Source organism: Bacillus cereus group sp. BfR-BA-01331 (assembly GCF_022663915.1).
Classification (GTDB): domain Bacteria; phylum Bacillota; class Bacilli; order Bacillales; family Bacillaceae_G; genus Bacillus_A; species Bacillus_A mycoides.
This window is the reverse complement of record NZ_JAKUGJ010000005.1, coordinates 240,287-263,957: the sequence shown is the minus strand read 5'-3', so window position 1 is coordinate 263,957 and position 23,671 is coordinate 240,287. Positions and strand designations below refer to the sequence as shown.

Sequence of the window (23,671 nt, the reverse complement as noted above, 5' to 3'; positions counted from 1 at the left end):
TCATTGCTCACAAAAAAACTACCGAAAGAAAATCTCTCGGTAGTTTTACTGTATTAACGATATAAACGAACAGCACCTGCAGAATTATCATCAGCTTGTCCTACTACTTCAAACTTCAGGCCAAGATTCGGTAAAATACGTCCTGCATCTGGAATCTGCTGATTAATATACGCTTTAGAATCATCAAACTTCGGTACGCCCGCTAAACCATTGTACGTAAACGTTCCACGCGTTGGAGATACAACTTTCCAAGCTGGCGTTTTATCGAATGAGAACGCCGCATCAGCGATTTGGAATCGTGTACTACTCTTAACTGTTGGTTTACCATTTAAAGTTCCTACAATTGCTTCTGGATGAGAATCAACTACACCAAGGAAACCTTGTCCTGGATGTACACCCACCCAGTTATCTGTGTAAGCTGAATCCGCATACCATACAACCATACCAGTGTTATATTCTGGACCACGCGCAAATTTCAATGCTTTATCTGCACCAGCATAGTTTCTCCACTCTACATAGTAGTTATGTTTTTTCTTCTCCGTTCCATTAGATACAACAAAACCATTTAATTTAAATTGTGGTGTACCTTCTGCATCATCAGAGAATGCAACTTTACCGTCTACTGTTAATGACGCATTATCAAGAGCGAATCCGTTTAACGCTAAACCACCATCAGTAATGTAATCAAATGTTAATTTCACTTTCTTACCTTTGAACTGACTTAAATCATATGATTTATCAATCCATTTTCCATTTGTCGTAGCTGCATTTCCACTATTTGCTTTCTCACCAATTCTTTCAATTAACGTTTGTTGACCATCTTCTGTTACAGCGTGTACTTCAAGGAAATCGTACTCTGCTTCAATCTCATACAATGATTTGTAATCGAATTTCGCAGTCGTTGCATTCGTTAAATCGAACAGCGGTGTCTCCATTTTTGTGTGAAGGTCATCACCTTTTGTGCTGTAATAATATTGTTTACCGAATGCTGGTGCAATCGTTTTTACATCTTTATCCGGTAAGTTAACACGAATCAAGCCTGGACGATCCGACTTCGTAACACTTTGATCTAAATACGTTGCAAAACCGATACCTTTGTTTAACTTATCGTAATCTACTTCTGCGATATTCGCCCAGCTACCACCGATTGTTTTTTGGAAAAACTCTTTATTTTGCGGTGAAAAACTTGTTGGCGTTGTGCCTGCGATTTTACCAGCCCAGCTTCCCCCACTCATAATAGACCAAGCTTCAATCGGCTCACCCTGACCGCTATATTGTGTATCATACTCATCCGGAAGACCTAAATCATGACCATATTCATGTGCGAATACACCAACTGCGCCATCTTCTGGTTCAATTGTGTAGTCATACGCAGCCATCTTTCCGCCCCAATATGGAACTTTAGACTTTGTTCCTTCAATCGGGAATGGCTTTGGTCCAACTGTCCAACGATGTGACCAAATTGCATCATCACCTAATTTACCACCGCCAGCTTCTTGTCCAACACCCGCATGAATAATCATTAAGTGGTCAATTAAACCATCAGGTTGATTTTTATTTCCATCTTCATTTACATCATATTGATCAAATTGATCAAACTCTGATAAATCAATACCGCTATCTACAGCTGCTTTTAATGCATCTTTCACTAGATCACGTGGTCCTTTTGGTCCTTTATTATCATGACCTGTAGCAGCATCTGCACCGTAATCAGCAGCTTTACCAGGAACTGTTAACCATTTTGTAACCGTTCCATCTACTGTGTAGCTACCACCAGATTGCTCTTCATAGTATTGTTTAAACGTTTCAATTTTGCTTCCATCATCCAATGTAAACGGCTCATTACCGAATAACATTTTTTCATAGTGCTCTTTATTAAAATCGTTGGAATACATGTAACCAGGCTCTTTATCAATATTGTTATGTTTAAAGTCAGCGTACTCTACAAGTAAAACGAGTACTTTGTCTTTACGAACTTCACCGTTATACTCTTTTTGTTTTGCTGGTGAAGTTGGTACTTTACCATTTAAGCCCCCTTTAACTGGACCTGTTCCTGCTGCAGTCCCGTTTGCTGGTTGCTCTGCTTTTTCTTTCGTGTCTGCTTTCGCATCTTTCACTTTCTTTAAAAAGTCAGATGCATCTTTCGTAAGTTGGTCCCCACTTGCCGCTTCTTTCCCAGGGTTTTCACCCTTCTTCTTCTCTACATACTTTTCGACAGCTTTCTTTGTTTCTGTCCCTGAAGCAGATGAATCAATTACCCCACGTTTTTTCAGTGCATCTGCTAATCTCTCTTCTGGGATTAAATGATCATCAACTGGACTTGTAGCTGTCTTGTTCTCCGGCGTTTCAGCATATGTAGGCTGACTTCCAGCACCAAGTGACAAGCCTAGAATAGCTGTCAAAGCAATTGATGATAACACTTTAAATGGTTTCTTTTTCATCCCTTATTTCCTCCCCTAATATAAAATATGTATTACATATTTTATATTATTAAAAATTCAATATATTTTCAATATTTAGTTATATTATGTAATTTTTTTAATATATTTGTAAAAATTTCATAGTTAGTATACGAATATATCACAATTCAACAATGTTTTCAGAAAATATTGAAAATATTTGTCAGAAACTTTATAATCGCCATAGAGGGAATTTAATGGGGATTTTATCTTTGTCTCATCTACACAATATTCGATAATTTGACACATAAAATATAAAATTCGGTTAATTATCGTCTACTATGTAGCAGCAATTATGACCAATAATTAGGGAGGAATTACATTTGTACAAAGATAAGGCTGACTCACTAGATCAAGAATGGATTGATTTAATACTTGAGGCTCTAGATGCTGGCATTGCCCTGCAAGATATTGAACACTTTTTCCAACGTATGAAGCATACGAGCCAGGCTCAATAGCCTCGTTCTTTTTAACGAAGTTTATGTTATAATAATCACATCATAAGACGACTACATATTGATAGAAAGGTGCGCAAATATGATAGGAGAACGTATAAAACGCCTTCGTTTACAAAAAGGCATTTCACTAACAGAACTCGCCGAAAAAGCTGGTGTAGCTAAATCTTACATTAGTTCTATAGAACGGAATTTACAAAAAAACCCTTCTATTCAGTTTCTTGAAAAAATTGCAGCTGTTCTACAAATTCCAGTTGATACTTTACTTCACGATGAAATAACAACGGAAAGTCATCTAGACTCCGAATGGACACAACTCGTTAAAGATGCGATGAGCTCCGGTGTCTCAAAAGAACAGTTTCGTGAATTTCTCGAATTTACACAATGGAAGAAAAATCAACAATAATACATATAAAAGAGTGCTTAAAACGGGCACTTCTTTTTTTCTTTATAAAAAAAAGCGGGGGATACCCGCTTTTTTGATTTATTATTTTTCTTCGCCATCTGTTTGGTTAGCATTGAATGTCCATTCTAAGTTCAATGAATCGCCTTGGAATTTATTTTGATCTTTACCATCATCTTCGAATACAAATTGTACCCATAGATAGTCTTCTGTTCCAGCTTCTAAGCCACCTTTTTCACCCCACTCAGGAGAAAAGATATCTTTAGCTACAAGATCAGGATCAGCATTTTGTAAATCTGCTAAAGTTGTTTCATATACAGGCTCACTTTGTTTATCCCAGTTCCAAAGGAATTTCACTTTAATGTGCTTACCAAAATCTTCACCAGCGTTATCGCCTTTTGCATCTGCAACAGTGTACTTTGTCGCTAATTTAACGTCTTTAATTGCTAAAGTACCACTGTTCTTTAATAAGAACTCTTTCTTAACAGAATCCCCTGGTTTTAAATCTTTAATATCTACAAGCGTTTTAGGGTTTAATGTAAGATCTAACGTCCCAGCTGCAAATGTATTGTTCGATACTTCCTTATCGCTAAAGTAAGCGAATGTTCCTCCACCAATTAAAGATAACCCCAATGCTGCTGATGCAACTCCCATACCTAATTTCTTTTTCAGACTCACAATCAATTCCCCCTAGCTGTTTTTTGTATTTTTATCTCTTATTTGAAATAAGAGGTGTAACTAAAACTGTATTAGCTAAGCTAATATTTGTTCTTTTTAAAAACCTTAAGTTCATTATAACGAACAACACTGTATAAATACAATATATATTTTGATTAATTTTATTTCTCAACATTTTTTCCTTTTTTTCAGAAAAGTATTGAGAAATAAAGTGAAACTTTAATCAGTGTTTTTCTGTCCATCCCCACTGATCATTAACCTTCACCAAATAGCGTGCGGCCAACTAACTTCCTCGCATTCATTAAATTTCCAGGTGAAGACCTTATACCCACGAATAGTGAAATAAGAAAAACAAAGCAAATAGGTGAGTCGTAGGGCTCTCTCACCTATTTGTCTTATCATTGTATTTATTCCTTCCGAAATGCTGCTGTATTTTACTTACTATTCCTTCTGTTCTTCTTGTTTCTTACTTTCTTCTAACTTTTTCGCCTCTTCTTGCTTCTTACTCTCTTCTAGCTTTTTCGCTTCTTCTTGCTTCTTACTCTCTTCTAGCTTTTTCGCTTCTTCTTGTTTCTTACTCTCTTCTAGCTTTTTCGCTTCTTCTTGTTTCTTACTCTCTTCTAGCTTTTTCGCTTCTTCTTGTTTCTTACTCTCTTCTAACTTTTTCGCTTCTTCCTGTTTCTTACTCTCTTCTAGTTTTTTCGCTTCTTCTTGTTTCTTACTCTCTTCAAGGTTCTTTTGCTTTGTTGTTTCATCTACTAATAATTTCTCAAAAGCTTGAATTTGTTTATCAATCTCCTGTAAATTAACCTCTTTATCAACATACTCGCAGTGTTCTTTAACTATATGAAAACCAGCATTCACATACGAGAATACTTGCTTATTAGATTCACTTTTATCTCCAGTTAACTCTTCTTTCACTTTGTTATAAGGAGTTTCTATTGATACATATACTTTTTGTAATAGTTCTCTCTCAGCAGTTATTTTCTCACGCCCTTGCTTCCATGCAACAAGCACCTGTTCTAACTCTTGAGTGGAAGTGAAAGTTACTTTCGATTTCATCTCTTCATACTCATGCAAAATAACTTCCTTATGTTGCTTAGCTTGTTCTGTCAACTGATCAACTGTTTTTGGAAAAATACTTGCTGTCGAAATAGTAGCCTGCACTTTCGTCTCATGAATGAAAGTTGCCTCTGTATAAGTCATCATTTGAGAGCCTAAATAAAAAGTAATAGAGCACAAACATGGCAATATAAGCATCTTTTTGAATTTGCGAGGTGTCTTCAGCATTTTAATCTCTCCTATCGAACATCTCGTTCTTTATCAAGAACTATAACCTTATTATAATAAAGAGAATTACAAAATGATATAAAAATTATGTTTCTTTTTACATTTCTCTTTTAACACAAAAAGAGACTACCTTTGATAGTCTCTTTTTGTTGTCATTATTATTTCGTTTCACCATCGCCTTGCTGTGCATCAAACGTCCAAGTTAATTGTAACTTATCGCCTTGGAATTCATTTTGGTCTTTTTTATTATCAACGAATTCAAATTTCACTTTGAATTTATCAGATTTACCTGCAGAAATACCTTTTTCATCCCAGAACCAAGCAGCTAAATCATTATTTACTGCTGTAAGTGTATCACCCTTCAATTTATCTAATGTAGTTTCTTTCACAATCGTCTCATGCTTATCTACATTTTTTAAGAATGTTACTTTAATATGTTTACCAAAATCATCTTTATTATCTTTCTTCGTATCTTCTACATTATAGTCTGTTTTTAATAGAACCTTTTTAATATCTAAAGAGCCTTTATTTTCTAGTTTAAATTCTTTTTCAACTGTATCACCAGGTTTTAAATTCGATACATTAACAACTGTTGATGGATTTAATGATAAATCAAGCGTACCAGCCGCAAATGTATTATTTGACACTTCTTTATCGCTAAAGAATGCAAATGTTCCTCCACCAACTAATGCTGCTCCTAGTACTGCTGATGCGATACCCATTCCTAATTTTTTCTTTAAAGTCATGTCCATATCCCCTTAATATATATATATTTGTTAACTTCCTAAACGGAAAGTATAACCAAACGAACTAGACGGATTGTTCTACTTTTTTATCTTTCTTTTCTCCGTCAATGCTACGAATAGCACCAAAAATAGAAATTGCAGAATAGCCAAGTAAAAAGACTCCAGGAATAATGAGAAGTAATGCTGCTCCCGCTTTTGAACTCGCATAATTCAGTCCATAACCAACGTATGGAACTGTAATATCTGCATATTTTCCGATTACATTCTCTGCAAGTACTGGTGCTAAATCTGGTCCGTTGTTGTTATCACCTTTTGTTTCATACATTACTTTTCCATTTGTATCTTTCACACCGATAATACGGTGAGTGATAATTTTGTTATCTTTCTCTTTAAACGTAATAACGTCACCTTTTTTATATTTAGATCCATCTTTCGTAGGCTCTATCGCAATGATGGATCCTGTTAAAAATGTTGGTTCCATCGACCCTGAAAGAACGCTCTTAAATTGATATCCCATAACAGTCGGATCCCCGCCACTCGCTTTTGACGAAATAACCACAAAAGCTAAAAAAGCCATCAATGCAAATAAAACAAATGAGATAACGTTGCTAATAATCTTCCAAACGAATTTCATCATCTCTCTCCCTCTCTGTTGTTTTATATCATTTTGAAATTAATAACGCTCTAATTATTCTTTAACAAGAACATAAACAAATAATATAACGAACAAATAAGAAATGCAAGGTGAAAATTTACAATTATTAGTTAAATCACTTTTGAAATGCATGCAAAAAAGACCGTGACAAAATCTCATCACGGTCTACTAGCAATTTATTTTTCTTCTGATTTCATCCCTTGGTTATTTCGGCGCAGCACTACATATAAAATGGCTCCAAATAATACAATCGCACCGATCCCAACACTTATCACTTTCACATTCGATTCCTTTACTTCAGGTGCAACTGTATCTTTTTTAGGCATCGCAAAAGTAACATCTTCTTTCGAAAGAACATTTATAGTCGCAATCGTTTGATTATTTTTTATAATATCTACCGCACCAACTACTTCACCGCGATGAATTCCTTTTTGGTACAAAGCTTCTTTATCCACTGAATTAACCCGAAAAGCCGTTTTTACATTTTGCCCTTCATCTTTCTTAAGCATAAGCTCAGCACTTTTTTCGAGCTCAGAATCAACATCTTTATTTAAATACGTTGTCTTTTGATGCCAACTATGTTTATCTAGTACAGTTTGCTTCGTAAATTGCCCAAAAGAATATTCCGCCATCTGCTTCAAATCTTCATAAATTTCAGGTCTTTGAGAAGCCATTACTACATTTATAATACGATTTCCATCCTTCTCATTTAATAAAACGAGTGTATTGCGCGCTTCATTTGTAAACCCTGTCTTACCACCAATGCTATATGGATTTTCAAAATAAGTAGACTTATTAAAAATAGAAACTGTTTGCGTAGATGTCGTAACCGTCGTTCTTTTCGTATTCATCGCTTGTAAAATTTCAGGATACTTTTGCACACCTCTCGTAATCATGGCCATATCATATGGCGTCGTATAATGATTTGGATCATGCAATCCATTTGGCGTTACAAAATGGCTATCTTTAGCCCCTAATTGCTTCGCCTTCTCATTCATCATATTAGCGAAATTTTCAACACTTCCTCCAATACGCTCCGCAATCGCATACGACACATCATTCGCACTTAGCACCATTAAAATCATAAGCGCAGTATTTCTATTCACCGTCTCACCAGGTTGAAACTCAATTTGATAATTACTCTTCTCCTGATCTAATGCTAATTGTGAAAACGTAAATTGATCCTCTGGCTTCGTATGCTCCATTAGTAAAATCGCCGTTAACACTTTCGTTATACTAGCAGGGAACGCACGATGATGTGCATTTTTGTCGTACAACATATCTCCTGTTTTCGCATCAATCGTAGTCGCAAACTGACTAAAAACATTCGGCCCTTCCGCAGGTGGCGGTGCCACTTGCTCCGGATTTACTCCAATATTCGTCTCAGCATATAACGTCATAGGTGTCAAAAAAAATAAACAAATAACCATAACAAAAACCGAAATTTTCTTAAAATTTACCATATGACTCTCCCTTTTCACTTTACTTTCACATTCTATAAAATACCTCTACCAACCTATATGTAATTTGTATTAATTTGGAAGAATATTCACTTTTTTTACTATATCACACTTTTACGATTAGGAAAATAAATATACAATAAAAAATAAGAAGGAATTACTCTTTCTTATCCTTCTCATCAATCAACGAATCTATTAACTTTTGCCCAGCTTCTTCGGGCGTAATCTCGTCCGTCATACCCATAAACGACCAACCTTTAGAATCGACCCACTCAACGAACTCTTGTAAAAACTCATCATGCGTCACATCCACATCAAGAATCGAACCATCAATCGAAATCGTTCTATTTCTAGACACACGCATCTTAAACGTTTTTCTTACCATTACAATTATTCTCCCTCTACTCCTGAATATTTATAAATATCTTGTACTTCTTTTATACATGATTTCTTGAAAATTGTAAAAAGGATATATTGGCCAATTTGCATATTAAAAATGAAAATCTCTTATTATATAACCCTCACACTACATTCATTTAGTCATAAATTACGGAATACATCCATATAAAAAAACAAACCAACTTACATTCTATCACACTAACTACACTTGACTTTAGTACGATCAAATAGAATATATTAGAAAAAACCTTAAAATGAGGAGGAACTCCATGGCGCGTTGTACATATTGTAAAACGAAGTGGAAAGTAAAAGATGTGTGGTCGATACTCGTGACATTTGAAAAAGATTGTCCGTATTGCTTCGGAAGACAATATCTATCAAAGAAAACATTGAACGCTATGCCAGAACTTATAAGCTTACCTTTACACTTCTTATTCCCTTTTCTTGTTGATTTAAGTGATGAGGGTCCTTTGGAGTGGTATCGAAAAAAATAATAGAACCGCTTTATTCGAACTCACTTTTCATTAAATTCTCTACTTATATATTCCTTAATACACTACTAGCCTGATTCCAACTATTTTCCCATCAAAACATTAATATAAAATATTGTAAAATTTCAGTTAATTATATATAATTACTTTAGCATAAAGATTAAAGATGCTGTTACATACGCATTTTTGAAGATCCCGTAGCTCAGTAGGGAGAGCGCCACCTTGACAGGGTGGAGGTCGTGAGTTCGAGCCTCTCCGGGGTCATTACTTTTTGTATCAACTGTTGATAATTTCATATTTTGACCAAAACTAACGGTGAGTACCGCTCAAGTTTTGATTGAAACTCCTCCTTTAACTCTAAATGAGAATGAAGGAGGTTTTTTTATGTCTTTAACATACTTCACTGAAAAAGAAATCGTAAAAAAACGACAACCCCACAAACGAAAAACTAGCAAAATTTCAAAAGAAGATTCTGTTGAGCGTGTATTTGAAAGATTTGTTGATAGCAAAGTAAAACAGAATTTACGCCCCAAATCATTGAATCAATTCCTTCTTATGTTTAACAGTATTAAAGCATTTCATGAAACACAAAATGCTCAAACATTTTATATGACTGACATTACAACAAATTTTATTTCTGACTGGGTCTACTGGTTAAAAAATGAATATGTACGCTTTGATGGTCATGCTTACGTGCCTGAAAGTGCTCAAACTGTTGGATTAGCGGATGAAACCATCGCTAGTAGAATCAAGCGTTTGAAAACATTCATCAATTGGTGTTTGCGACAAGAAATCATCACAAAAAATCCATTTAATAAATTTGAAGGATTTCGTAAAGATAACGCACAAATTGATATTCTTTCAGTTCATGAATTAAACAACTTATTGAAGGTGGCGAAATCGTATTCCAATAAGAGTTTTAAGCACTTTCGTGACTATGTATTATTACACCTTCTCATTGATGGCATGTTTCGTATAACCGAAGCATTGTTATTATCACCATCAAATATTGACCATACCAATCGAGCGGTAATTATACAATCAAATAACGCCAAATCACGAAAATCTCGTACCGTACCATTATCGAATAAAACATATCGCCTACTATTACAATTGCTAGAGGAAAATGAAGCATTTGAAGGCGATGTTGATGATTTAATTTTTTTATCATTGAGCGGACGTATGTTAAGCAAAAATAATGTGTTACGTGATATGCGTAAATATGCTATTGAAGCAAAAATTAAAAAACGCTTTTATTTACATTTAATACGTCATTCAGCCGCTACTCACTATTTATCATCTTCTGGTGACGTTGAATCACTGAGGAAAATCCTTGGACATGCCGATTTACGCACCGTTCTTATATACAGTCATTTAGCGGATACTACTGTTCAAGAGAAACATGCAACTCATGGATTTTTTGGAAGTGAAAATGTAATCAATCGTAAGCGAAATAATAAAAGGAAATAAAAATAAAACCGTCTACTCCCCCACCGACCAAAGTTTGGGATTAAACGGTTCAGCACAAATCCGAGAAGGACTTGCTTATTTAATTGTAGCAAAGTTTCTTCTCCATGAAAAGGAGAACACTCATGTGTATTAAAAACCAAATCAACCACATTCAGAAACGTTTGCTTGAACGACTGAACGTTAAAAATCGATCCACCTTGTTTACTATTATCGAGGCAATTTTTCAACAAGCGTACGCAAAAGGCTCGTTTGTAGTGTCACAGAAAAATTCTACACTTGCAATTAAATGTGATGTGACCGCTTCTACAATATCACGCAACCTCAAGAAAATTAAGGACAAATGTGCTGATTTAATTCAGATTGAACAAAATCGTAATGTAACAGAACAATTCGCTTCGTTAGTATTTACGCTGATTCCACAAGCCAATTGTAAAGAAAATTTACTATTAGATGATGAACGTCAAACGGATATGTCAAACGGTGAACAAACGGAAGAATGCAATGATGATGCGGTATATCATGATATTGCTGAATCGCCCTCTAGAAGTTTTTCTACTCATTCCGTAGTGTATTTTTCTAATCATAATAAAGTTATAGATAATAGTATTGTTAAACAAGAGGACGTTATACAAAACGAAATTATTCATGATGAATATATACATGCACGTAAAAACGGAATCAGTAGGAAATTGTTCCTAAAGGTGATTGATGGAATTAAAAATAAACGTGGCATCAGTAGTTTGAGAGCATATATCCGTGGAGCAATCAATAACGTAATACACCATATATCGTTCCGTCGTGGAGAAAAAACATATGACAATCCAATGAATCAATTCTTTTATGAATGGTTGCACGAATAAAACCGTATAGTACCTAGAACTTGCCAACTTAATAGTATATATAAAGATGGCGCTTTTAGGGTACTTTAGCGAATAACAAACAAACTTTACAAAATATGTATTTGAATATTAATATTCAACGAACAGTCGTTTGAATGACATTTTTTCCTTAATGTGGTAATAATGATGTATGCCATATAAGAGGTGATATGTATGATAACTGAAGAAGAATATGAAAACATGACAATCGCTGATGGATTGAAAGAATACAGTAAACTCATGAAAATGTTTAAAAATCGTGGTGCTACGAGGACAAATAATTTTGTGGGTGATATGGGAGAAACCGTGGCAATTGAACACTATTGTAATTCGCCAGAGTTACCCAATTTACGTTTGGTGGAAATAGGAATGAAGCACATAGATGCAACCAGTGATACCAATGAACGCTATTCCATAAAAGCGACACGTACCAATATGACGAGTGTATTCAATGGATTGAATGACCCTGACTCTAATATGCCACAACCACAATTATTCGAGTATGTTGTCATTGTGTTGTTTGAAAAAGACATGATTCTTAAAGCAATATATGAATTAAATTGGGAAGCATTTATGTCATTGAAGAAATGGAACACATCGAAACGTGCCTATTTTTTAACCGTTAGCAACGCATTAAAGCGCAAGTCCAAAATAATATACGAACGATAACATACATAAAAAATAACCACGTAGTTTCCAAGTACGTGGTTATCCTGTGAATGCAATTTTAAATGAATGAAAATAAACTGTGTAATACTATTATATTTGATTACTTTGAAATGTAAGGAAGCCACATGAAAAAAGTTGATCTTGAGAATCTCATAAAATCCACATTTTACACATAAAAAAAATACGGAGTCCCATAATAGGAACTCCATTTAATAAATGACACGAATTGGCTTGGTATAAATAACTGCTGGGCATCGAGGGTCTTTTAAAGCATTATCGTAATCAATCATGAATCCGCTAGATTTAAATTGGGGCACCAATCGTGAGTCCATTTCATATGTTTGACCACAAACCCATCCCATACTTGGGGTGATAAGATTGTCTTGTCCGATGCCCATGTATTTGTTTTCACCAGCGGTAGCAAATCCTTTGATACATATAACTTTTACTAGTGTAATTGCCATGATTATTCACCTTTGACCTTTCGTGAGCGTTTTGCTTTTGGCTCTTCAATGGATTGTGCTGACATAGTTGCTGAATCCGTTAGAATCTTAATTCCGTGTGGATTTGCAACCATACCACTAGCCATGATTTCAGAATAGACGAAAGTATATCCTTTGCGTGCAGTATCTGAATCTTCGCTACCATCATTTATTTCAGCGGAAAGTTCATCATTAACAGAAACTGCATATGCTTTCGGATTCATTAATACCATTTTTCCTTTACCATTCATTGATTGAACGAATACAGGAATACCATAAATTGTGCCGATTGAACCATCGTTTGCAATAGTTGGTTTTAATAATGCTTCATTTGATACATTATGAACCAATCTTGTAGCGAACAAGGCATTATCTACTACGAAAATTGCACCTTGTAAATTCTCGGAACTGTTAGCGAAATCATTAAACATTTCATCAACCTTTGTGAATGTTTTGATGTCAGCGATTTTATTTGTGTAATTGTTGTATTCGAAAATGGATTGCATTTGCTTAACTGAACCATCAGCATTTCCTTTTCCGAATGCTTGCGATTGTAATGTGCGGAGAATACGACGTGTCGCTTTTCCTTGAGCAATTCCTTTTAAATCAATCGGTGTGTTATTTAATAATAATTGTGTAATTTCAATTGATGTAGAAACCGTTTTTTGGTCGAAAGTAACCGATTCAAATTCAACATCTTTACTGATTAATTCGTCAGGATCAATTTCTGCTTCTTTGTCGTCCATTGCAAATAATCGGTTAGTTTTTCCTTTGTGTTTAAAAATATCAAATTTGCTTGCGATAAGCGGTAGGTGTTCAGATGATGCCATAAATGAAATTGTGACATCTTTTGCTTCTGTATTTAAATTGCTTGTGATTATAGTATTCATGATTAAAATTCCTCCAGTATTTTTTCATAAAAAAAGAGAACCCCAGTTGAGGTTCTCGAATTGATTTATTGTGCCATTGTTAATTTGGCAAATGCATTTGGTTGCATAATTTTTCCATCAAGGTATTTGTCCAAGATAAGCAAATGTCTACGTTTGGTTTTGCTAATTCGGTCTCGCCAAACGTGTTGTAAATGAAAGTCCTTTTTAACGAGAGTTGCATATCCTTTTTCAAAATTGGCAAGTAAGATTGGTGTTTTACCTGCACCGACTTTTTCCATGTTGTCATCAAAAACAATTGGGATGTCGAGCAATTCTCGTTTTGGTGCGTTTGTAATTTTGTCCGAAAGGATTAATGGGATTCCTGTTTTCTCATGTTTAATGTTTAATAAGTGAGCAAACGTTGAACTGTGCATCACCCAAACTGCGCCATTTAAATATTCAGGATTAACGCTGAACAAAACATCAAAAAGTTCATTGAAATCAATTGTTGTTTGCGATTTTGTAGTAGTTGTTGTAATTGGGTAGTTCAAAATACCTTGAAAACTGTTTTTTCCATCACCGAATAAAATATGTTCATCAATTGTTTTGCTTAGTCGACGCCCCAATAATTCTGAAGCGTATGCTAAAACATTCATGCCAGCATCATTTACAACATGATGTGGAATTTCAACTGCGGTACCAACACGTTTTTGGTCTAAACGGACTTTGTCCATTGTGAAGTCGTTTAAAACAACGTCATCCCATTCACCAATAAAGCCTGCTGTACCTTGTGATTTCTCACGTGGGATTTCTAAGAAACCGTTCACTGGTTCAAATTGCTTTGTACGTGAAAACAGGTTTCCCTCATGATGAACAAATTTTACAATGTGGTCAGAAACAACTGTTGGAACTAAGTACGCCCCAGTATCTGAATTTTGTTGTAATGTACGAACTTCATCATTAATTTCGCCTTTCATTAATGATTCAATCGCTCGATGTTCTGCGCTTGGTTCATTTGATGTTTCTTCAGGGATTTCAACGATATGACGTTGTTCGTCTTCAGTAGAAATTTCAATTTGCGCTTCAATTTCCTCAAGTTGTTTCGATAAGTCACGAAGTTCCGCTTTTTCAAATTCGTCTAAATCACGTTTTCGTTTTTCCGCTTTTAATTGTTTCCCTTGATTGATAATTTCTTTACGTGTATTTTTTAATTCCGTAATATTCATTTTACCGATATCTCCTTCAATATTTATTTCGTCAATAAGTTCTAACGAACGGGCTGCGATTGATGATTGAACATAAGCGGGCTTTCTAACTGCGCTCACTTCTAACAGTTCAAGTTCATGTACAACACGTTCATAAATTCCGTTTGTTCCTTTGGTAACTTTGTCTTTCAATTTTCGGAAACCAAAAGACATATTTTGAATGATTCCGTCTTTGATAAGTTCAAAGGCATCTTGTCCCCAAGTTGTTTTGCTGATGGTCGCTTCCATGTAAAGACCACGCTCATCTTCACGGAGAATCATTTTTCCGCTTCGTGTATCTGCTAAGATTTTGTTGTTGTCATGTTCATATAAAAAATCAATATTTTCGGCACGTTCAAGAGCACGTTTAAATGCACCAGGCATGATCTGCTCGATAAACTTTGTATTTCTACCGAGTGTTTGTGACCAAGTAGATGTTTCATTGACATAACCTGAAACAAAAAGAGACCCATCGGCATTTTGTTTAACACCGTCGAGTCTCACATTTCTAAGTTCTATTTGGTTTTTCTGATTCTGCATTAGGTTTGTCCTCCGTTGTTATATTTTGTCCGAGGTTGAAAACTGTCTTTTCGCCAGTTTCCGTATTCATTGCAACTTTTCCAAGTCCCATTAATAAATCGTCGCCACCTGTTACTTTGTTATAACCAAGTTTTTGACGTACTTCGTTAATTGTTAAAATTGCACCATTTACACCTGTTACAAACGATTCAATACGTTCTTTCTCAGTTGCTCGTGATAATTCTTCGACATCAAATTCAAAGAAATATTCGTCTAGTTCCGTTTCATCAAGCAATGAAAGATTTAACCCATCTTCAAATGCGTTAATAATAGGAGCAAGGGTGTGTTTTAATAAATGTAAATTGTTTTGTTCAATCGAATTATATTTGTTTGCTGCGGTTGTAATTAAAGATTCAGGCACACCGAACAAATTACAAATTTCACTTTTTGTATTTTTTCTTGTTTCATTGAATTGCATATCCGCTGGTGAATGTTGCATTGGTTTGTACTCCATGCCTTCTTCTAAAACAGGCGTTTTAGCATTGTTGCTTGAACCGCTGTACAAATTATTCCACGATTCACGTAAACGATTGATTGAATCCTGATTCAATCGAGAGTTAACCATTAGCACTCCTGATGGAAATGCCCCACGTTCGTAAATACCATTCATGAATTGTGCTTCATGTAATGCTTGACGGAAAATTTCTTTACCAGTTTCCAATAAACCAATTCCTTTGAAACCATCTTTTGAATCTTTCAGAACTCGCAATACTTTATTTTCACCTAAAGTTTCAAGAACACTTTTGGTTTGTGTCCCGTCTCCGTCGGATGTTATATCAAACTTCGCACCGATTGGTTTGTAACCAGATTTAATTGTTCGGATATTCATATTGCTTTTAGGCAAATAATATAATTCCTCGACATCAAATCCGAAATCATCCTCATTTATTTTTTCAATTGAAGAATATCCTCCACCGTGTAATAAATAATCTCGTACCATTTGTTTTTTATATTGATATGCTCCAGTATGTTTGTTTGGGCGTGTATTCAACAATTTCACACGGTTATCGTCCTCGATTTCTGTACGACTACCGTCTTTGTTCCGTTTGTACAGATACACTGGCATTTGTGCAATTGCACCTGAGAGTAAATCGAGGCATTGCCCGACAACTGATAATTGAACAACTTTCTCCGCTGTTGGATAAATCGAATTGGTGTAATCGGTAAATACACCATCAAAATTGGTATATAACTGCTCTTGAAGTTCTTGATTTCGTGTTTCTAATTCTTGATTTCGTACTTCTAATTCATCTGCACGTTGTCTATGTTCGGACGCTTTTAAAATATCACTGAGTGCCATTTGAATTTCCTCCTTGTAAAATAGAAAAAACCACAGGCGTATTGATCCTGTGGTAATCGTTTATCAATATTGGAGAAGGCACGATAAATTCATGCCTTCTGAACATTGACAAGACCTATTAACCGAATTGAACTGCAATGGAATGGAAGGATTCCGTTACAAGGGGTGTTATAAATAACACCAAACACCTCATCATATAATTTGAAATGGAGGACAGGTTGAGAACAGAAAGTTTGATGAGGTGTTTGCTATCATCTACTTATTCCACCATTTTTTAACCCACGATAATGATATTGAAGGTTGGTCATGTCTGCGTAATCGTCTGTTCATTCGCTTTAACACTTCTTTTTGGGTTAATTTATGTTGTTTGCCTTTGTTATCGTAATATCTAAAAGATTTTGCTTCTTGCAACTCTAAAGTACGTAAAATTTCATAGTACTTTTTTTCTCCGATATACGGAATCAATGCACTGTCGAACATTGCCATTTTGAGATTATCTCCTTCCTGTTATATGTAATGAGAGAGTTACAATCCGTAACCGTCCTCATAATATATATACGTGGTGAATGAAAAACTAAGGAGCAAAATGCAACTTTCGGAAACTTTTTTACTGATAAATGCCAGCACATCATCATTTCAAAAAAAGCGTGTACTTTATATACGCTAAACGGTAAAGAGTAAGTGTAAGATAGTGTCAGAACTGTAAGAGATATTTCACCAAAAAAGTCCAATAGGTACCTCTGGTGTAAGAGAAGTACCCTTTGTTCCGTACATCCCTTCAGGATTTTTTCTACCAAACAAACGGGGGGTACATTTACAAACTATATTCATATTCTTCAGGTGTTTCATATTTGAAATCCAACTCATCTTTTGTACCAAGTTGTAAGTTGCATGTTTTACATAATGTAATTAAATTGCTATCTTCAAAGAATAGTTCGATATGATTCACTGCTGATTTAATATGATGCACTTGTAATTCATCACTGTTTATGATGTTATATTTAATCAAGCATCGCTGACATAAACCATTGTCACGATTAATAATTCGTGGTCGTGTTTTACGCTTCCATCTATCACTATTACGTAACTTATCTACATCACTTGATTCACGTTTAATACGTGGTGTTGTGCGAATGGTACATTTACATTTTGTTCCCATTGGTATTACCTTACCGTGTTTACATATCGTTTTCATTGCCATAAGGCATACACCCTCTTCATTTATTTAGATGAATAATTGAATGTTAATTTTCAATTTTAAATCCGCTATCATTGATATTATCAATTGATATTGGTTGCATATTATCGTAATGCGATTCCGATTTAATTGCTTCATTCACTTCTGTTTCTTCAATTTGTTCTTGCTCTAATATTGAGAGCAAATCCTGTTTCGATTCCTCGTACATCGCTATTACAAGAGCTTCTTCACCAGTGCTCAACATATGTTTGTCGCATATGTCGAACACATCCCATATTTCCGCTCCTGTTTCTGCAATCTCCGTTACTGCCTTAATCATGTTTTCTGTCATCATATTATATTTCTCCTCTTTGTTTATTCATCATGCCTTTTAACATGATGCTCTTCATATCATTGGTTGTTACGTCGGATTGTGGTTTAAATTTGAATGCTGCTAAATCCTTGTCGAATGTCGGTGTACCTTCATTTGTATATTGTGATTCGCATTGTTGTAATGCGATTTCATTCACCTGTTTGTTTTTGGTGTAACTTTCTAATATATCATCTTGTGGAATGATTACATCCTGTTTAACGACTGGAACAGATAATCCATGAACTGTTTCTTCAAATGCTTTACCTTTGTGCCATTTGTTGTACATGTATAATGGCATTGCATATTTATTGTCCTTGTACAATTGTGCATGTGATTTTAACAATAAATGATATTCCATCATTGCTTCAATTTCTGTAGGTTTTGTCCCAACTTGACGTTTCACATCAACGACTTTGATATGACTTGTATCAATTTCAATATCCATACCGAATTGATCTTGTTTATTTAGTCCGAAATATGATTTCAATTGCCCTTGAATACGTGGATTGATAATTGGTTCGTAAATTCTCACACAACGGTTTAAACCGTAGGCTTCACCAACTTCTTGCAACACTTTCTTCCGTAAAAAGAATTTTGCTTTTTCAATTTTGGAATTCTCGACCCGCTTTTTTATCATCGGAACAATTTTCTTTTGAAATTCTTCACGGAGTATTACGTTATATGCTGTATCAATCGCTTCTTGTGCTCGTTCCCCAAGACGTTTCCGATAACCGCCAACACCATTATCTGCGTAATCGTAATATATTTTATTTGCGACCACCTTGTGATACGTCGGATATATTTCTCCTGTTTCCATATCACATTTCCTATTTCCGATTTCATTATCATCCCATATTGGTATTGCCATAGGTGGAACAATAATGTTGTTATCGTTAAAGAACTCCATGTAACTTTTAACAACTCCACGAGAAGTGGATTGTATCAAACGTTCCTGCAATGCCCAATGGGTCAACTCTTCTTGGACTGGAACGATTTGTTTTTCCAATATGGATTTCAGTAAGAACTTGATTAATTCAATATCCCGTCTTCCTATGTCGCACCCCAAAATTTCAAGGAAATCTTCATCTGCTTTTTGTTGTGGAGATTTCTCTTTAGGTGTTAATGCGTAAATCATAGGTTTCTTCTTCTTAATTTCAATATTGAAATCTTGCTCCAATATTTTCATATACTTGGTTTTACTATTTTTAAATGTTTGTTGTTTAACGTGTAAAATTTCTTCACATAGTTCAAGAACAGAGTATTCTTTGGTTGTCATTTTGTCTTAATCCTCTCATTTTATTTGTAAAGTACCTCTAAAGCGCCAACTTATATATAAGTAATAGAATGGCAAGTTAGAGGTACTTTAGCGCTTTTGTGTTATTTCAATTAAATCTCTTTCGAATTTGAATGTGTTTTCAAATATAAATACTTTGTATCGTGGTAACTTCTTATTTGGTTCTGTTTCATATACATGCCCTCGTTTTGCTAATTCTTCCGCTACCCACTTAGTGAAAATAATTTTATCTCTATTCATGTTAATCGCTCCTTTTGATTTGAATGTTAATAGAGGTTATGATCCGTAACCCTCTATTATATATATACGTAACTTGCATTTGACTAAGGTATTTTTCGAATGCACGACTATTGTATTTAAAAGTTTGCCGATGTAAAGCAAGCTCGGTCATCTTGTTGAAATTATTTTTTCTCTTCATTTATATAAGGCATTTACATATAGCGTGATTTTCTCTTGTCAGTAGGTTTCTAGAGACATATAATGAAATTAATATTTTACCAATATATGGAAGGGTGAAACAAATGAAACGACAAAATGTCTCGTCTGCTATAGGAGCACTGACGACATTATTTTATGTGCATCAAGATACATACATGGGAATCGCAACTATGGAACGCTATGTAGAAATGGGACTGTTAAATGATACGAGATTGGTAGCGGAAATAATGGAGGAAACGAGATGTTGTGACCTCTTACATGTAATAAAATTGTTCGATATGGTGGCTGCTGAACGGATAGAGGACATTCTACGTGGTGTTTGATATAAAGAAACGTATGACGAAAACGACGATTAACATGTTAATGGCGTATTATTCGACTCACGATATACCAATGATACATGCGTATTTGAAATGGTACCTTGACCCAAACGAACAATACAATTTTATAGACGATTTAGAAATGACTGCTGATTTGTTAGTGAAATGTAATGCTACACCCTTGATTGATTTGATTTCACAACATCATCATGGAGTTGCTGACTTTCTCGAAGAATTATGTAATGAGGAAGAATCATATAGTGAAATTGATTACGAACAACCATATCAAATTGAATGGTCATTAAATGCTTGATTCCAAAGTTCGCTCAGGCGACTTTGGTTTCATTTTATAAAAGGAGCGATATTTTGAGCGACGTATACATATTACAAAAAATTGATAAACGAGAGTTTGCGAAAAACGAAATTTTGGTGACTTCAGAAGCCATAGAGATTTTAGGAATCAGTCGTTCACGCATGAATGCACTATTGAATAAAGGTCAAATAGAACCGATTAGACGGACGACAGGCGTGAATCTATTTTTACGTGATGACATTATGAAGAAGAAAGAGGAACTCGTCAGGAAACGAAAGCAATACGGTTATAGGGATGAATGATTCATATTTATAAACTATCAAATTACAAAAGGGGAAATATAAATGCCGAAATTAAAAAACCTATACAAGAAAACTTTAGCTATGGAACTTATCAAGCGTGGGCATGACCTTCATCACACCATGAGAAACCGTTCAAATGAAAAATATCAAATATATGTATTCGTCGAAACGCCTGAATTGATACGAGATATGGTAGAAATAAATAAACGAAACGATGAAACATATGCTAAATTATTTAAACAATGAAATCACGAATTGAATTGATCTTGTTATTTCTGTCAGTTGGGATAATGATGATGTTGTTTATGTATCAAGTGTACAATAACTTATTTGCTAAAGATGCTGAGACGATACGTATTGAAGGGGAACGGGAAGAAAGACGGATTGAACGTGAAGCGTGGTTGAAGAATATGGAATGAAGGAGGTAAGCACATTACCTCCTTTTTTGGCTTTAAAAATTATGATACTTCATCAATTTGCATAACAACATCTGCTTCATAAGAAATTGTACCAAAGTGATTCGAACGATTTTTAATATAAACTTTGGGAGTGATAAGAAGCTCCTTTGTTGTAGGAGTAGGAGTATTTAAAACATCATAATATGAAATGGATAATTTTAATTTCGGTATTACATCAGTGGGGAGTTCTTTGATAATAAATAAATGGATAATAATTGACAAAACTTGAGTGTAAGCAAACGGAAGTAAAATATTATAGCTAGTATTTGTAATACATATAGGCTCAAATCTTTTAAAATCATTATCCAAATATATATAATTTCCATCACTAAAATGTATATAACTTTTTTCTGTATACTCCAATATATATTGGAGCTTTGTTTGATTCTTTTTTATGAAATCAACATCGGAGGATAATGTATCAAAGTCCCATTTCATCTTTACCTTTTTCGCATGACCATTTCCGACATTTGTGATATTTAAATACAATACATTATCCATATCATTAAATTTTCCGAATTTCATTCCTGTATCAAATCGGAAAACATATTTTTCATCTTTGAAAGACCATTCAGGTTTAACAGAGTCCATTCTTTGTTTAACCATTTCTTCTAATTGTTTCTTCGCAATTTCAGATGAGTCTTTCGAAGCTTTCGCTGCTCTCCATCCAGCTATACATACAACTAAAGAAATTAACACGGAAAATAATGAAATCCAATCTGTAGGCCCCAAACAAGACCAAAAACCAGTAGTACACACTTCTTTTACTGTCATTTCATACTTCAAAAGTATTCCTCCTATGTAATGATATACCAAACATTATATCATATTTTCATAGAATGTACGTTTGGTATTTTTCTTATATATATGAAGAAACTCGTCTCGAAGAAAAAAATTAAAAAAAGTTTTGAAATCAAGTTTACAATTGAAAACTTTCCAATACAATAGCCGTGTAATCAACAAACAAAACAATTTGCGACATGAAAATAAAAAAATCATTTCGCTGTCTTACATAACCGAACTTGTTCAATACAATAATCATGTAATAACAAAACAAATTAAAAACGAAATGGAGAATGAATTATTATGACACAAGAAATTAAACAAATCGCAACTGCAACAATCACACCAGAAGGTAAAACTGAAATTAAAATTGAAGGCCACATACATGACTTATAAAGAAGCGGCTGAAAAATTACAACAACATTATGAAAACGGGACTTTATTTGAAAATGTTACTGAAGCCCAAAAAGAAGAGTTATTGAATAGCTTTATCGACCTGAGAAAATATAACGATTTTTTAGAATTGAATGATTTAGCAACACAATACATCAAATACACTCCTTGGTTGGGAGAAAAAGAATTTTTCCCAAGACGGTACAGTGAGCATAAAAAATTTGAAAAACAATTACAAAATAGTGACTTTGAATATAACGACGAACGTCAAGCAATCGAAATTCAACGTGAAGGTCTTAGCACTTTAGAAAAGTTGATACAACAAGCAGACGATGAATTTAATATCATCCTTGATGAGGCTATTGAGAGTAAAGATGTTGGTTTATTCTATCTTAAATTCATTCAAATGAAAGCAACATATATTGATGAATTTTACGACACTTTCGGTGGCGCAATTGATAAAATGGGCGAACTTATTCAACATGCCTTAACTGAAAAAGCTCTCCTTCATTATGAAATTAACAAAACTGCTAAACAACCAAAATTGAAGTACCTTGATGGCATGATGTTTGACCTCGACAAAGAAACAGATACATTGAAATACATGTTCTTCTTCCGTGTTCCATATCGTCGATGGGTTGTAACTGAAAAAGGGAAAATCAATTCAGCAATTAAAATAACAACAACTAAATAACAAATTATCAAGTGGGGCTCTTGAATGAGTCCTTTATATACAAAAAATAAACTATATAAATATAAAAGGGGAAATTAAAAATGGAAATGAAACAATACACAAAAATGGTAGAAAGAATCAACGGAATGAAAACAGTGAAAGAAATTATAGCGGAATTGGAAACGGTGTTTGCTGAGAAAAATCACCTTGAAGAGTTGCCATACGAAAAATACGCCATGATATGCCACAAGTTGCAATTGCTTGATGAAATTGAAGATGAAGTTATTACGGATTTGGACAAAGCAAAAAAATGGTGGGAATTAATTGAATTAGTGTATGAATGGGCACAAGATGATGAATTTGAAATTGAACACCGATTAACTTTCGACGAGGGCGTTGTTGAAATCGACAGTATTTCCGAAGACTGCGGTGGAGATTGGACTCTTGATTACAAAGACGGTGCACTTTACTTAGATGATGAAAATTTCGGTGATTCAATTTTACACTTATTAAATTACATTGAATCAACACTTTAAAATACATGACCGTTGACTCTATGGGTTGACGGTCATATGTTCAACTAAAGAAGACATTGAACCATACATTCAATGTCCTCCAAA

30 protein-coding genes and 1 tRNA gene are annotated in these 23,671 nt (G+C 34.5%); 14 read left to right on the top strand and 17 right to left on the bottom strand.

Going from position 1 to position 23,671, the window contains the following annotated elements; all coding sequences use genetic code 11:
- Positions 1 to 53 precede the first annotated feature (53 nt).
- A complete protein-coding gene (gene inhA1 / locus MR155_RS12190) occupies positions 54 to 2,441 on the bottom strand; it encodes a M6 family metalloprotease immune inhibitor InhA1 (RefSeq protein ID WP_242309960.1) in 2,388 nt (795 codons plus the stop codon).
- 341 nt (positions 2,442 to 2,782) lie between these two features.
- Here inhA1 and MR155_RS12185 point away from each other — a divergent pair, with 341 nt between their 5' ends.
- Together MR155_RS12185 and MR155_RS12180 are read left to right on the top strand one after the other, a co-directional pair.
- Positions 2,783 to 2,917: an anti-repressor SinI family protein gene (locus tag MR155_RS12185; RefSeq protein ID WP_002011474.1), complete on the top strand. Its 135-nt coding sequence runs from the start codon at positions 2,783 to 2,785 to the stop codon at positions 2,915 to 2,917.
- Positions 2,918 to 2,996: 79 nt separating this feature from the next.
- Positions 2,997 to 3,320, top strand: coding sequence for a helix-turn-helix domain-containing protein (locus MR155_RS12180; RefSeq protein ID WP_242309957.1), 324 nt, complete (start codon positions 2,997 to 2,999; stop codon positions 3,318 to 3,320).
- 81 nt (positions 3,321 to 3,401) lie between these two features.
- On the opposite strand, the gene calY is transcribed toward MR155_RS12180, so the two are convergent.
- The 6 genes from calY to MR155_RS12150 all read right to left on the bottom strand — a co-directional run bounded on the left by calY (position 3,402) and on the right by MR155_RS12150 (position 8,531).
- A complete protein-coding gene (gene calY / locus MR155_RS12175; RefSeq protein WP_219301753.1) occupies positions 3,402 to 3,995 on the bottom strand; it encodes a biofilm matrix protein CalY in 594 nt (197 codons plus the stop codon).
- 441 nt (positions 3,996 to 4,436) lie between these two features.
- Positions 4,437 to 5,285, bottom strand: a complete 849-nt coding sequence (locus tag MR155_RS12170; RefSeq protein ID WP_219301752.1) for a DUF4047 domain-containing protein — start codon at positions 5,283 to 5,285, stop codon at positions 4,437 to 4,439.
- A gap of 158 nt (positions 5,286 to 5,443) precedes the next feature.
- On the bottom strand, positions 5,444 to 6,031 hold the full coding sequence (locus MR155_RS12165) for a CalY family protein (RefSeq protein WP_098499916.1): 588 nt from the start codon (positions 6,029 to 6,031) through the stop codon (positions 5,444 to 5,446).
- Between the two features lie 64 nt (positions 6,032 to 6,095).
- Positions 6,096 to 6,665 (bottom strand): signal peptidase I SipW, encoded by a 570-nt coding sequence (sipW, locus tag MR155_RS12160; protein ID WP_242309954.1) that lies wholly within the window; start codon positions 6,663 to 6,665, stop codon positions 6,096 to 6,098.
- A gap of 197 nt (positions 6,666 to 6,862) precedes the next feature.
- Positions 6,863 to 8,149 carry a D-alanyl-D-alanine carboxypeptidase family protein gene (locus MR155_RS12155; RefSeq protein WP_242309952.1) on the bottom strand — a complete coding sequence of 429 codons (1,287 nt, stop codon included), beginning with the start codon at positions 8,147 to 8,149 and terminating at the stop codon, positions 6,863 to 6,865.
- A 154-nt stretch (positions 8,150 to 8,303) separates the two neighbouring features.
- Positions 8,304 to 8,531 (bottom strand): hypothetical protein, encoded by a 228-nt coding sequence (locus MR155_RS12150; RefSeq protein ID WP_002135051.1) that lies wholly within the window; start codon positions 8,529 to 8,531, stop codon positions 8,304 to 8,306.
- A gap of 283 nt (positions 8,532 to 8,814) precedes the next feature.
- Between MR155_RS12150 and MR155_RS12145 the strand changes: the two genes are divergently transcribed.
- From MR155_RS12145 to MR155_RS12125, 5 genes are all read left to right on the top strand, one after another.
- On the top strand, positions 8,815 to 9,039 hold the full coding sequence (locus MR155_RS12145) for a hypothetical protein (protein WP_242309949.1): 225 nt from the start codon (positions 8,815 to 8,817) through the stop codon (positions 9,037 to 9,039).
- 188 nt (positions 9,040 to 9,227) lie between these two features.
- A tRNA-Val gene (locus tag MR155_RS12140) sits at positions 9,228 to 9,300 on the top strand.
- Positions 9,301 to 9,420: 120 nt separating this feature from the next.
- Entirely contained in the window at positions 9,421 to 10,506 is a 1,086-nt protein-coding gene (locus MR155_RS12135; RefSeq protein WP_242309947.1) for a tyrosine-type recombinase/integrase, read from the top strand.
- A 122-nt stretch (positions 10,507 to 10,628) separates the two neighbouring features.
- Entirely contained in the window at positions 10,629 to 11,366 is a 738-nt protein-coding gene (locus MR155_RS12130; protein WP_242309944.1) for a hypothetical protein, read from the top strand.
- Positions 11,367 to 11,558: 192 nt separating this feature from the next.
- Positions 11,559 to 12,053: a DUF6998 domain-containing protein gene (locus MR155_RS12125; RefSeq protein WP_242309941.1), complete on the top strand. Its 495-nt coding sequence runs from the start codon at positions 11,559 to 11,561 to the stop codon at positions 12,051 to 12,053.
- Between the two features lie 209 nt (positions 12,054 to 12,262).
- Here the strand turns inward: MR155_RS12125 and MR155_RS12120 are convergent, their stop codons facing one another.
- From MR155_RS12120 to MR155_RS12080, 9 genes are all read right to left on the bottom strand, one after another.
- On the bottom strand, positions 12,263 to 12,517 hold the full coding sequence (locus MR155_RS12120) for a hypothetical protein (protein WP_242309939.1): 255 nt from the start codon (positions 12,515 to 12,517) through the stop codon (positions 12,263 to 12,265).
- A gap of 2 nt (positions 12,518 to 12,519) precedes the next feature.
- On the bottom strand, positions 12,520 to 13,425 hold the full coding sequence (locus tag MR155_RS12115; RefSeq protein ID WP_242309937.1) for a phage major capsid protein: 906 nt from the start codon (positions 13,423 to 13,425) through the stop codon (positions 12,520 to 12,522).
- Positions 13,426 to 13,490: 65 nt separating this feature from the next.
- The gene (locus tag MR155_RS12110; RefSeq protein WP_242309935.1) at positions 13,491 to 15,188 is read right to left on the bottom strand and encodes a phage major capsid protein; all 1,698 of its coding nucleotides are present in this window, start codon (positions 15,186 to 15,188) and stop codon (positions 13,491 to 13,493) included.
- Positions 15,157 to 16,527 carry a phage portal protein gene (locus MR155_RS12105; RefSeq protein ID WP_242309934.1) on the bottom strand — a complete coding sequence of 457 codons (1,371 nt, stop codon included), beginning with the start codon at positions 16,525 to 16,527 and terminating at the stop codon, positions 15,157 to 15,159. Before MR155_RS12105 ends, MR155_RS12110 begins: the two co-directional genes overlap by 32 nt.
- 255 nt (positions 16,528 to 16,782) lie before the next feature.
- Positions 16,783 to 17,013 carry a hypothetical protein gene (locus tag MR155_RS12100; RefSeq protein WP_242309932.1) on the bottom strand — a complete coding sequence of 77 codons (231 nt, stop codon included), beginning with the start codon at positions 17,011 to 17,013 and terminating at the stop codon, positions 16,783 to 16,785.
- Positions 17,014 to 17,341: 328 nt separating this feature from the next.
- Entirely contained in the window at positions 17,342 to 17,728 is a 387-nt protein-coding gene (locus tag MR155_RS12095) for an HNH endonuclease (protein ID WP_242309930.1), read from the bottom strand.
- A 43-nt stretch (positions 17,729 to 17,771) separates the two neighbouring features.
- Complete coding sequence (locus MR155_RS12090; protein ID WP_242309927.1) at positions 17,772 to 18,059, bottom strand: hypothetical protein; 288 nt, start codon at positions 18,057 to 18,059, stop codon at positions 17,772 to 17,774.
- Position 18,060: 1 nt separating this feature from the next.
- Positions 18,061 to 19,353, bottom strand: coding sequence for a hypothetical protein (locus tag MR155_RS12085; protein ID WP_242309924.1), 1,293 nt, complete (start codon positions 19,351 to 19,353; stop codon positions 18,061 to 18,063).
- Between the two features lie 87 nt (positions 19,354 to 19,440).
- Positions 19,441 to 19,611, bottom strand: coding sequence for a hypothetical protein (locus MR155_RS12080; RefSeq protein ID WP_242309923.1), 171 nt, complete (start codon positions 19,609 to 19,611; stop codon positions 19,441 to 19,443).
- A 281-nt stretch (positions 19,612 to 19,892) separates the two neighbouring features.
- Between MR155_RS12080 and MR155_RS12075 the strand changes: the two genes are divergently transcribed.
- The 5 genes from MR155_RS12075 to MR155_RS12055 are packed head-to-tail and all read left to right on the top strand — an operon-like array spanning position 19,893 to position 21,163.
- A complete protein-coding gene (locus tag MR155_RS12075; protein WP_242309921.1) occupies positions 19,893 to 20,132 on the top strand; it encodes a hypothetical protein in 240 nt (79 codons plus the stop codon).
- Positions 20,122 to 20,442, top strand: a complete 321-nt coding sequence (locus tag MR155_RS12070; protein WP_242309918.1) for a hypothetical protein — start codon at positions 20,122 to 20,124, stop codon at positions 20,440 to 20,442. Before MR155_RS12075 ends, MR155_RS12070 begins: the two co-directional genes overlap by 11 nt.
- Before the next feature lie 53 nt (positions 20,443 to 20,495).
- Positions 20,496 to 20,744: a hypothetical protein gene (locus tag MR155_RS12065; protein ID WP_242309917.1), complete on the top strand. Its 249-nt coding sequence runs from the start codon at positions 20,496 to 20,498 to the stop codon at positions 20,742 to 20,744.
- Between the two features lie 42 nt (positions 20,745 to 20,786).
- Positions 20,787 to 20,990 (top strand): hypothetical protein, encoded by a 204-nt coding sequence (locus MR155_RS12060; protein ID WP_242309915.1) that lies wholly within the window; start codon positions 20,787 to 20,789, stop codon positions 20,988 to 20,990.
- Positions 20,987 to 21,163 carry a hypothetical protein gene (locus MR155_RS12055; protein WP_242309913.1) on the top strand — a complete coding sequence of 59 codons (177 nt, stop codon included), beginning with the start codon at positions 20,987 to 20,989 and terminating at the stop codon, positions 21,161 to 21,163. The genes MR155_RS12060 and MR155_RS12055 overlap by 4 nt, the downstream gene beginning before the upstream one ends.
- 39 nt (positions 21,164 to 21,202) lie before the next feature.
- Here the strand turns inward: MR155_RS12055 and MR155_RS12050 are convergent, their stop codons facing one another.
- Entirely contained in the window at positions 21,203 to 21,988 is a 786-nt protein-coding gene (locus MR155_RS12050) for a hypothetical protein (RefSeq protein ID WP_242309911.1), read from the bottom strand.
- Positions 21,989 to 22,370: 382 nt separating this feature from the next.
- Here MR155_RS12050 and MR155_RS12045 point away from each other — a divergent pair, with 382 nt between their 5' ends.
- Positions 22,371 to 23,072, top strand: a complete 702-nt coding sequence (locus MR155_RS12045) for a hypothetical protein (RefSeq protein WP_242309908.1) — start codon at positions 22,371 to 22,373, stop codon at positions 23,070 to 23,072.
- Between the two features lie 86 nt (positions 23,073 to 23,158).
- Positions 23,159 to 23,587, top strand: a complete 429-nt coding sequence (locus tag MR155_RS12040) for a hypothetical protein (protein WP_242309905.1) — start codon at positions 23,159 to 23,161, stop codon at positions 23,585 to 23,587.
- Positions 23,588 to 23,671: the final 84 nt, after the last annotated feature.